This is a genomic window from Bradyrhizobium genomosp. I (2014) (assembly GCF_000261685.1).
Lineage (GTDB): Bacteria > Pseudomonadota > Alphaproteobacteria > Rhizobiales > Xanthobacteraceae > Bradyrhizobium.
This window is the reverse complement of the sequence record NZ_AJQE01000388.1, coordinates 22,037-32,077: the sequence shown is the minus strand read 5'-3', so window position 1 is coordinate 32,077 and position 10,041 is coordinate 22,037. Positions and strand designations below refer to the sequence as shown.

Below are 10,041 nucleotides of genomic sequence, written 5' to 3'. Positions count from 1 at the left end.
GTGCCGCTATTGAACCGGTCTCGTCGCCGCACTCGGTCTCGCGTGCCGCCTTCGGCGTCGCTATGCTCACGCTCCTGCGGGTGCCATCTCTCGAAGGCGATGCGCCCCTGGCGCACGCCTGATCAGGCCTGCAGCCTGGCAGATTGCGAAGAGTCTGAGAGTAAGAGTGCAGGCTGGGTTTTTCGTGACGGGTTAGAAGCTGCGAGAGTGGCTCGCGGCGCCCGTCGCGGAGAACCGCGATGTCAAATCCTACTGTTCGCGCGCGCGCCGGCCAAGACCGGGCGAACCTCTATAACGAAATTACCGACAAGATCATTGTCGAGCTTGAGGCCGGACGCGTCCCCTGGGTTCAGCCGTGGGGTACGGCCGCGGCGAAAGCGCCGTTGGCCATCCCGAAAAATGCTTCGACCGATCGGTCCTACAGCGGGATCAACGTCCTTCTGCTCTGGGGAAGCACGATCGAGCATGGTTACAGCGGTCAAAGCTGGCTCACGTTCCGGCAGGCGCTGTCGCTTGGAGGCTATGTGCGCAAGGGGGAGCGTGGCACCGCGGTGGTCTACGCCGACCGTTTCGTGCCGCGCGATGAGAAACAGCGCGCCGCCGAGACCGGCGACGAAGCGCAGGCCATTCCATTTCTCAAGCGATTTACCGTTTTCAACACGGACCAATGCGACGGACTCCCCGGCGAGATCGCGACCGCGGCTCCGCCACCGCCGCCAGGTCTGATCGAGCCTACCGTGGAAACTTTGATCAGGGCCACCGGGATCACATTTCGGATTGGTGGCGATCGCGCATTCTACGCGCCGGCCGAAGACTTCGTGCAGGTCCCGCCGCCGCAGGCCTATTTCGAGCCGATCAATTGGCACCGCACCGCGCTGCATGAACTCGGCCACGCGACCGGACATCGCTCGCGCCTCAACCGCGATCTTAGCGGATCCTATGGCACCAAGAAATATGCCTTCGAAGAACTGGTCGCCGAGTTGAGCTCCGCGTTCAGCTGCGCGTCGCTCGGGATCGTCCCGACCGTGCGCCATGCCGACTATATTGGCTCCTGGCTCGAAGTCCTGCGCGAAGACAATCGGGCTATCGTGCGTGCCGCCTCACAGGCGAGCAAGGCCGCGGACTATTTGCTCGGCTTCATTCCCGAGCCCATTGAGCACGCGTCGCTGGATTCGGCTGTTGCCGATCACGAGACGGCTTGATGCTTGGCCTCCTGTCGCCGCGCAAGAGTGAGAGGAGGGGGCGCTATTCGCGACGGGTTGGAAGCCGAGAGAGAGTCTCACGGCCGCCCGTCGTGGAGAGCCAAAATGACGAAAGCCGTACAAAAGATCACGCTGTCGCCTTCAAGGGACATCCCCTTCAACAAGCTCGTGCTCAGCCAATCGAACGTTCGCCGCGTCAAGGCCGGCGTTTCGATCGAGCAGCTAGCCGAGAGCATCGCGCAGCGTACGCTTCTGCAAAGTCTAAGTGTCCGGGCCGTCGTTGATCCTGATGGCAACGAGACCGGCATGTTCGAGGTACCAGCGGGAGGCAGGCGCTATCGCGCTCTCGAGCTCCTGGTGAAACAAAAGCGGATGTCGAGGACGCAGGCGGTGCCGTGCGTCGTTCGCGAAGGGGGCCTTGCCGAGGACGATTCGATGGCGGAGAACGATGAGCGGGTCGGCCTGCATCCGCTTGATCAGTTTCGGGCCTTCCAGACGCTCCGCGATCTCGGCATGAGTGAGGAAGACATTGCCGCGCGCCATTTCGTGAACCCTGCGATCGTCAAGCAGCGCCTGCGCCTGGCGTCGGTCTCGCCGAAGTTGCATGACGTCTATGCCGAAGACGGCATGACGCTCGAGCAGCTCATGGCGTTCTCAGTTACTGCGGATCACGCCCGCCAGGAGCAAGTCTGGGAGAACCTCAGCCGTTCCGGTTATGACGAGCCATACCAGATCCGCCGCATGCTCACCGAGAACACAGTGCGCGGGTCCGATCGCCGGGCGCAATTCGTGGGCCTCGACGCCTATCAGCAGGCGGGTGGCGGCGTTCTGCGGGATCTGTTCGAGCACGACGACGGCGGTTGGCTTCAGGATATCGTGTTGCTCGACCGCCTCGTGATCGAAAAACTCAAAGCCGAAGCTGAGACGATTGCTGCCGAGGGCTGGAAGTGGATCTCAGTCGCCGTAGAGTTCTCCTACGGTCACACACAAGGCCTCCGGAAAATCGAAGGAAAATCTGTCGATCTCTCGCCTGGAGAGCGGGCCACCATCGATGCCCTGAACACCGAGCAAGCCAAGCTTGAAACCGAATACCAGGATGCCGACGAATTGCCCGAAAGAAGTCGATCAGCGCCTCGGCGAAATCGAGTCGGCGCTGGCGGCGTTCGAGAACCGGCCGATGCTTTACGATCCGGCGGAGATCGCCCGGGCTGGTGTCTTCATCAGCATCGATTCCGAAGGACGGCTCTGCGTGTATCGTGGTTACGTCCGGCCTGAGGACGAAGTGCCGGCAACCGATCCTGATATCGCGCAGGCCGCCGATCCGTCGTCGAACGAAGGGAAGGAGCCCAGCACTTCAGTCCAGCGCACGGTCATCGCAGTCGCGGGTAGTGCGCCTTATGCCGAAGAACAAGATGACGACGCGGCCAGGCCTCTGCCGGATCGGTTGATCACCGAGCTGACGGCGCATCGCACGTTGGCATTGCGCGACGCGCTGGCAGAAAATCCTGCGATCGCGTTCCAGGCGGTGCTGCACAACTTCGTGCTGACGGCCTTTTACCGGTTCGCGTCATCCGGAAGCTGTCTAGAGATCGGCCTTCGCACGCCGAACTTTCCTGCCCAAGCTCCGGGGCTGAGGGAAAGCGCCTCCGCCAAGGCTGTCGAGGCGCGGCACGAGGCCTGGAAGGCGCGGTTGCCGAAGAGGGAGAACGATCTTTGGGATGCGCTAACGGCTCTCGATGGTGGTGCACAAGCATCGCTGTTCGCCCACTGTGCATCTTTTGCGGTCAATGCCGTCTATGAGCCGGCCAATCGCTACAATCAGGCTCGCGTCTCAGCACACGGCGTCCGCACGCGTCTCGACCGCGCTGATGTGCTGGCGCGGGCGGTCGGGCTAGACATGGTGCAGGCAGGGTGGAAGCCCTCCGTCGACAACTATCTCGGCCGGGTCACCAAGCCGCGCATTCTGGAGGCCGTACGGGAGGCTAAGGGCGAGTCGTCGGCTCAACTGATCGACCATCTTAAGAAGGCCGACATGGCCAAGGAGGCCGAGCGCCTTCTGGATGGCTCAGGCTGGTTGCCGGAGCCGCTGCGTCTCGTCGATCCCGATGCAGCGCCAGTGGGGCAGGAGGGCGAAGCGGGCCGGCTGCCCGAATTCCTCGCCGACGATGAGGATCAGGAAAACGCCAGCGACGATGATCCGCACAGCTCGACGCGGCTGAATGAAATTAAGGAGCGGGATGGCACGGCCGTCCCGCAGTAGCGCGGGGGACCGGCGTGCGGCGCCGGTCCCTATTTTTATGCCCGAGGTCTGAGAGGGAGAGCGGGCCGGGAAGGGTTTGAGCCGTCCAGGTCAGAGGAGAGCGCCTGGCGGTTCGACCCCTTCCTGCTCTCCGAAAGAATTCCTGCCATGACCGAATCTCTCGTCGGCGGCGCTGCCGCCGCGCCGCTTTCGTTGCGCGCCGCTGCAACTTTCACCTCCGCCGCCGTCAGGGCAGCGCGACAGCTCCTGACCGAGTTCGAACGCGGTAGGGGCATCGATGCCGCTGTTCTGCGTAGCGCCATGGAGGCTGCGTTCGGCGCCTCCGACGCGGCCGGCGCCTGGAACTGGAAGACCGCCTATGACGTCTGCGAGGCGGCAACCGTTCTGTTCCTTCGTAAGTTCGGACCGGCCATACGGGCCAGGGCTGGCTCGACGGCCGCCATGCTGCCGATGCTGGCGAAAGTCGCGAACCGTCTGCCGACCCACACGCGGCGTTCCGAGGACAGTCAGGCGCTTCAGCAATTCTCGACGCCGATCCCGCTTGGGCTGATTGCATGCACCGCAGCCGCCATTACATCCGCCGATCGCGTTCTGGAGCCCTCTGCCGGGACCGGTTTGCTCGCCATCTTTGCCGAGCTCGCCGGCGGCGACTTGGTGTTGAACGAGTTGGCCGAGAGCCGGGCGGGATTGCTCGAGCATCTATTCGCGGATGTTAACGTCACGCGGTTCGATGCTGCTCAGATCGATGACCACCTCGACGCGAGCGTTGTGCCGAGCGTCGTTCTGATGAACCCGCCGTTCTCCGCGGTGGCGAATGTCGATCGACGAATGGCGGACGCCGCCTTCCGGCACATCGCTTCGGCGCTCGCGCGTCTTCGCGATGGCGGACGCCTCGTCGCCATCGCTGGCGCGGGCCTTGCGCCGGATAACCCGGCGTGGCTAGAGGCCTTTGTTCGCCTCCAGGAGCGCGGACGGGTCGTGTTTTCTGCCGCGATCGACGGCGCCGTCTACGCCAAGCACGGCACTCAGACGGACACGAGGCTGCTCGTCATCGACAAGTTACCCGCTGCCGATCCGAAGGCATTTCCCACCTCGCAAGGCATGGCCGGCGATGTCCCCGCCTTGCTCGAGTGGGTCACCCAGCATGCGCCCCCGAGGTTGCCCGTCACTGCGCCGGTCGTAGCCGACGTCATTAGGCGCCCTGCAATCTCCCGATCGGCCGGCGCCATTGCACCCAGCCCCTCATCCACTTCGGGGAGCGCGCCAGAAGGTGTGCAGCTTGCGTACAAGATCGTCGAATGGTCGCCGCCGGAAAGCGCCCGCCTCACCGATGCGCTCTATGAGGAGTTCGGATTGCAGTCGATCCGTATTCCCGGATCGTGTGCACATCCGACCAAGCTCGTGCAGTCGGCGGCGATGGCTACCTCATCGGTAACTGGAACAGTCTGGCGCGCATCGTCTTCGAGAGCTTTGCCGGTCTTGGCCTGAAAGCATCAGGCGCAAGCCTCTCCGCATCGGATTTCTTGAGACCTGGAAAGATCGCTCAAGTCGGACTTGATGCCGGCCGACCGCTCCTCGATTCGATCTCCAACCTGATGGGCTACATCAGCTTTTTCGAAAATTTCGTCCAGATCGTCGTTCTCCTGTTCGCGTGGGTCGTGGTGCTGCTCGCCTTCTTCATTTTGGCGATCCAGCTCTTCGTCACCCTGATCGAGTTCAAGCTCACGACACTGGCCGGCTTCGTGCTCATTCCCTTTGGCTTGTTTGGCAAGACCACCTTCGCGGCGGAGCGCGTTCTGGGCAACGTCATATCTTCCGGCATTAAGATCCTGGTCCTGGCCGTCATCGTCGGCATCGGCTCCACCCTGTTTTCGCAGTTCACCGCAGGTTTCGGCGGTGTACAGCCAACCATCGAAAACGCGATGACGCTGGTGCTCGCGGCGCTTTCCTTGCTGGGCCTCGGTATCTTCGGTCCGGGTATCGCAAACGGCCTGGTGTCGGGCGGCCCCCAACTCGGCGCCGGAGCCACGATTGGAACAGGCCTTGCTGCTGGCGGCATTGTTGCGGCTGGCGCGGGACTTGCCGCTGGCGGTGCCGGTCTCGCTGGTGGTGCGATTGCAGGCGGCGCGCGCGGTGGCGGCGCTGTCATCAGCGGAGCAACAGCCGCCTATCGAAGCGGCGGCCTTGCCGGCGTCGCGGAGGCTGGCGCTTCGGCTGCGACGAGTCCTTTGCGTCGAGCAGCGGCTGCCTTCGGAGGTAGCCAAGCGGGCGAGCAGGGCACGAGCGCGCCGGCTGAAGGGCAGCCTGATTGGGCTCGCCGCATGAAGCGTGCTCAGACCATCCGGCATGGTGCCTCGGCCGCTGGCCACGCCGTCCGCTCGGGCGATCATGGTGGTAGCGGTTCCTCCGTCGATTTGTCCGAGGGAGAACGTTGAGACGCACCCTGCATCTCCGCCGCACACACAGCGCCTCAAACCATTCCATCGCACGACTTGAAACCGATCACTTGATATCAGGGGCAACCATCGATGTTCAAACGGCCATCAGTTCACTACGGGCGCATGCCCGAGCCGATTACGCCTTATCAAAAGGCCGCGCAGGTTTGGGACGAACGCATTGGATCAGCGCGCGTGCAAGCCAAGAGCTGGCGCCTGATGGCTTTTGGCTGCCTGACGCTGTCAGCCGGTCTCGCAGGTGGCCTTGTCTGGCAATCGAGTCAGGGCTCGATCACGCCGTGGGTGGTCGAAGTCGATCATCTCGGTCAGGCTCAGCGGATTGCGCCGGCCAACATTGAATATCAGCCCACTGATGCGCAGATCGCCTATCATCTGGCACGCTTTATCGAGGATGTCAGAGGCCTACCGGCAGACGGGATCGTTCTGCGCCAAAACTGGCTGCGGGCCTATGATTTTACGACTGATCGCGGCGCCGCTGCGCTCAACGACTACGCGCGCAGCAACGACCCCTTTGCCAAGCTGGGTAAGGCGCAAATCTCTGTCGAGGTCTCGAGCGTCATTCGTGCGTCGTCGGAAAGCTTTCGGGTCGCATGGACCCAGCGCATCTACGACAATGGCGCGTTGAACTCGACCGAGCGCTGGACTGCAATTCTTACAATCGTGATCGAGACGCCGCGCGAAGCCGAGCGCCTACGCAAGAATCCTCTTGGCGTCTATGTCCGCGCCATCAACTGGTCAAAGGAGTTGGGTCAGTGACCAAGACGCCGTCTGACATTCATTCGAAATGTTCCATTCAGCAAAACAGGCTCAATTCGACTTGGCCCGGGTTCGTGAGCGCGAAGCGTGCACTTCTGTCCGCTCTTATGCTTTGCTCGTCCGTGCTCGGTGGGTGCGCGACATACATTCCGCCGGAGATCAGCTATGACACTGAAGTTCCTCCGCTGCCGGCGACGCCCGTGGCTCTCGACGACAGATTGCGACCGCTTCACGTTCCGCCGCTCTGGAAGCCGGCTCTCGGAGGCAAGTCGGCCGGGAAGGAAGAGGTCGAACCGGTGAGCCGGGTTGAGATGGCAAACAATGCGGCCAGGGTCGAACCGCGCAAGCGGGGGTATTTCAATGCTGCGCAAATCTACGCCTACAGTCCCGGGGCGCTCTATCAGATTTACGCCGCGCCGGGGCAGATCACAGATATCGCGCTCGAGGAGGGAGAACAGTTGACGGGATCAGGGCCGATCGCGGCCGGAGATACTGTACGCTGGGTCGTGGGCGATACCGAGAGCGGCAGCGGCGATACACGGCGCGTCCATGTCTTGGTCAAGCCGACCCGAGCTTCGATCGAAACCAACCTAGTGGTCAACACTGACCGGCGCACCTACCTGATCGAACTCCGATCCCGCGAACGGCCATACATGCCGTCTGTTGCCTGGTACTATCCTGAAACCGCACGGGAACGATGGCGTTCGGTCGCTCTGAAACCCGCTCTTCCGAACCCGGCGCAGCGCATCTCCCGCTATGCCATCGAAGGGGACAGTCCTCCCTGGCGACCGCTCGCCGCATATGACGATGGCCGCAAGGTCTATGTCGAATTCCCGCAAGGCATCGTGCAGGGCGAGATGCCTCCGCTCTTTGTCATCGGTCCAGACGGCAAGACCGAACTCGTCAACTATCGCGCTGACGGCAATGTATTGATCGTCGATCGGCTGTTTGCTGCCGCCGAACTGCGGCTTGGTGGTGAGCACCAGAAGAAGGTCAGGATTGTCAGAACCGGCGGGAGGCCGTCGTCATGAACTCTCGGAATGTAAACGAGCAAGCTATTCCGCCGGAGACACAAGTGGAGCCATCCGAGAGCTTCCGCTTGAGAGCAGAGCACACGCGCGTGACGCGGTTGTCGCGGAAGGTCTTGGCCGGCGGGAGCGCGGTTGCCCTGCTTGTCATCGGCGGAGCGGTGCTGTGGTCGCTGCAGAACAATCGCTCCCGCAATCAAGCGGCCGATGAGCTTTACAGTACCGACCACCACAATGTTGCCGACGGTATTACGACGCTGCCGAAGGACTATGCTGGCGTTCCGCGCCAGCCAATCCCGCAGCTTGGTCCGCCGCTTCCCGGCGACCTCGGTCGACCAATACTTGCTGCTCAAGGCCAGTCGCCGACGATCGGCACTGATCCAGACCAGCAGCGCCGGGATCAAGAGACTGAGGCAGCCCGCATCAGCCATTTGTTCGCTGCGACCAATGAAGGAGCGCGTCCGCCCACCGCTGCGGCGGTTGGAGGCGACCGCCTCGCATCACCAAGCGCAACGAGCACTGGCGAGGATAGATCTGCGCAAAACGGCCAGGACCGCAAGCTTGCCTTCGTGAATGCCTCCGTGGACCGTCGCATGGTAAGCCCTGACCGTGTCATCAGGCCCGCTTCACCATACATCGTGCAGGCCGGGACGGTGATTCCAGGGGCGCTGATCACCGGGATCCGATCGGACCTGCCAGGCCAAATTACCGCGCAGGTAACCGAGAATGTTTTTGACACGCCGACCGGTCGCTTTCTGCTCGTGCCTCAGGGAGCGCGTCTAATCGGCATCTACGACAGCCAGGTCACTTTCGGCCAGTCTCGCGTTCTGCTCGTCTGGACCCGGCTAATCATGCCGAATGGACGTTCTATAGTTCTCGAGCGGCAGCCTGGCGCTGACACCGCTGGCTATGCTGGCCTAGAAGACCAGGTGGACAATCACTGGGGCGAACTCTTCAAGGCTGCGGCACTATCGACGTTTCTCGCCGTCGGAACGGAACTGGGTGCCGGCTCGGACACTAACAGCAACGACAGCGCAATTATCCAGGCGTTGCGTCACGGCGCCTCGGACTCTCTAAACCAAACTGGACAGCAGGTAGTTCGGCGCGGTCTCAATATCCAGCCCACGCTGACGGTACGTCCTGGCTTCCCGATCCGCGTGATCGTGAATCGCGATCTGATCTTTCAGCCTTACGCGAGGTAGATGTTGTGTCGAAGTTGAAAATTGCTGCCGTTCCAGATGACAAACCGGTAAAGATCACTGCGGAGCTACCCGCAAGCGTACATCGCGATCTGCTTGCTTATGCGGATTTACTATCCGCCCAAAGTGGACAGATGGTTGACCCAGCGAAGCTTATCTCGCCCATGCTCTTCAAGTTCATGGCAACCGACCGCGGCTTCCTGAAGTCGCGGCGGCAGACTCGGCGGCTCGTAGAGAACGGATAGAGCTTCGCTAGATGACGTCATGGTCCCGGTCGCATCATCGTATGGCCAGTGTTGAAAAATGAGCTTCAGGCGACTGGCGGTAGTCGGGCCCTCTTCGTCGCGGCTCTATCATTCATGGCACAAAAACGGTCATATTCGTTGGATCAGATGAAAGACGAAACGCGTAGCTTAATCGCCAACGCCGCTGTAACAGCTCGGATCTTAGACTGGCCACCCGCAACAAGGTCTGGTACGGCGCATCGGCGCCGACGAAGTCGATAAGCGATTGGAGCGTCTCGCCGACATCCTCGTCGACTGCGTTGCCCACGGCGCCTCAGTCAGCTTTTTTGCCAGCGCTATCTCGACGACGTGCGTTGGCGTATTTGCGTAGCTTCGCAGCTCTTGGGCCGTCAGCGGGCAGCCGGCCGGGGCGACTTGCCGCTGAGCTAGGGCAACGGCTGTTCCTTCAGGTCGCCGTCGATCATGCGTTCGATGGTGGCTTCGTCGCAGCGCCGGTAATGTGGGTAGGCGCGCAGCATGTCGCTTCAGCGCGCCAGCGAACCGGCCGCGTACAAACCCGTGGCTTTCGATGCGGGTCACGGTGGTCTTGCCGCCCCGATAAGGCCCTTGAGGCCGATAACGATCATGGATAGAGGCTCCGATTGGGAGCCATACGGTCTCAATTGGTATAGATGCTTTCGAGCGTGTTTCGGTCGCACTTGGCGCCGCCCGATGACGAACGGACGAAGACATCAATTTCAGGCTCAAAAATAGCCGACCGGATTTTTTTCCTGAGCAGGCCCACCCCTGGGTTCCACGCCGATCCGAGAACAGAAAGTGCCTTTTGAAATTTTATATCTAGCAAAGTCGAGTGGTCGCGGGTCACCCGCGTAGGGGGGCCCGGAAGGACCCGCCG

7 protein-coding genes and 2 pseudogenes are annotated in these 10,041 nt (G+C 62.0%); 8 read left to right on the top strand and 1 reads right to left on the bottom strand.

From position 1 onward, the window contains the following. The first annotated feature begins 239 nt into the window (after window positions 1–239). From IC50_RS34185 to IC50_RS34150, 8 genes and pseudogenes are all read left to right on the top strand, one after another. The gene (locus IC50_RS34185) at window positions 240–1,202 is read left to right on the top strand and encodes an ArdC family protein (protein WP_014498063.1); all 963 of its coding nucleotides are present in this window, start codon (window positions 240–242) and stop codon (window positions 1,200–1,202) included. A 105-nt stretch (window positions 1,203–1,307) separates the two neighbouring features. Continuing rightward, a pseudogene (locus IC50_RS34180) lies at window positions 1,308–3,425 on the top strand (ParB/RepB/Spo0J family partition protein). 184 nt (window positions 3,426–3,609) lie between these two features. Next, window positions 3,610–4,887, top strand: a pseudogene (locus IC50_RS34175) (SAM-dependent methyltransferase); the annotation flags it as partial. After that, the gene (gene trbL, locus IC50_RS34170) at window positions 4,842–5,897 is read left to right on the top strand and encodes a P-type conjugative transfer protein TrbL (RefSeq protein WP_085974107.1); all 1,056 of its coding nucleotides are present in this window, start codon (window positions 4,842–4,844) and stop codon (window positions 5,895–5,897) included. The pseudogene IC50_RS34175 and the gene trbL, both read left to right, overlap by 46 nt. A 93-nt stretch (window positions 5,898–5,990) precedes the next feature. Then, window positions 5,991–6,674: a conjugal transfer protein TrbF gene (gene trbF / locus IC50_RS34165; protein WP_028144224.1), complete on the top strand. Its 684-nt coding sequence runs from the start codon at window positions 5,991–5,993 to the stop codon at window positions 6,672–6,674. Continuing rightward, entirely contained in the window at window positions 6,671–7,705 is a 1,035-nt protein-coding gene (gene trbG, locus IC50_RS34160) for a P-type conjugative transfer protein TrbG (protein WP_028144223.1), read from the top strand. Before trbF ends, trbG begins: the two co-directional genes overlap by 4 nt. Next, window positions 7,702–8,904 carry a TrbI/VirB10 family protein gene (locus tag IC50_RS34155; protein ID WP_035715616.1) on the top strand — a complete coding sequence of 401 codons (1,203 nt, stop codon included), beginning with the start codon at window positions 7,702–7,704 and terminating at the stop codon, window positions 8,902–8,904. Before trbG ends, IC50_RS34155 begins: the two co-directional genes overlap by 4 nt. 5 nt (window positions 8,905–8,909) lie before the next feature. Next, window positions 8,910–9,146: a DUF2274 domain-containing protein gene (locus IC50_RS34150; RefSeq protein ID WP_011084436.1), complete on the top strand. Its 237-nt coding sequence runs from the start codon at window positions 8,910–8,912 to the stop codon at window positions 9,144–9,146. Between the two features lie 112 nt (window positions 9,147–9,258). Here the strand turns inward: IC50_RS34150 and IC50_RS42170 are convergent, their stop codons facing one another. Then, a complete protein-coding gene (locus IC50_RS42170) occupies window positions 9,259–9,453 on the bottom strand; it encodes a hypothetical protein (RefSeq protein ID WP_162131539.1) in 195 nt (64 codons plus the stop codon). Window positions 9,454–10,041 lie beyond the last annotated feature (588 nt).

What these genes read in the sequence shown, in the direction of transcription:
- IC50_RS34185 (WP_014498063.1), top strand. Translation starts at nt 240, where the DNA reads ATGTCAAATCCTACTGTTCGCGCGCGCGCCGGCCAAGACCGGGCGAAC.
- IC50_RS34155 (WP_035715616.1), top strand. Translation starts at nt 7,702, where the DNA reads ATGAACTCTCGGAATGTAAACGAGCAAGCTATTCCGCCGGAGACACAA.
- trbF (WP_028144224.1), top strand. Translation starts at nt 5,991, where the DNA reads ATGTTCAAACGGCCATCAGTTCACTACGGGCGCATGCCCGAGCCGATT.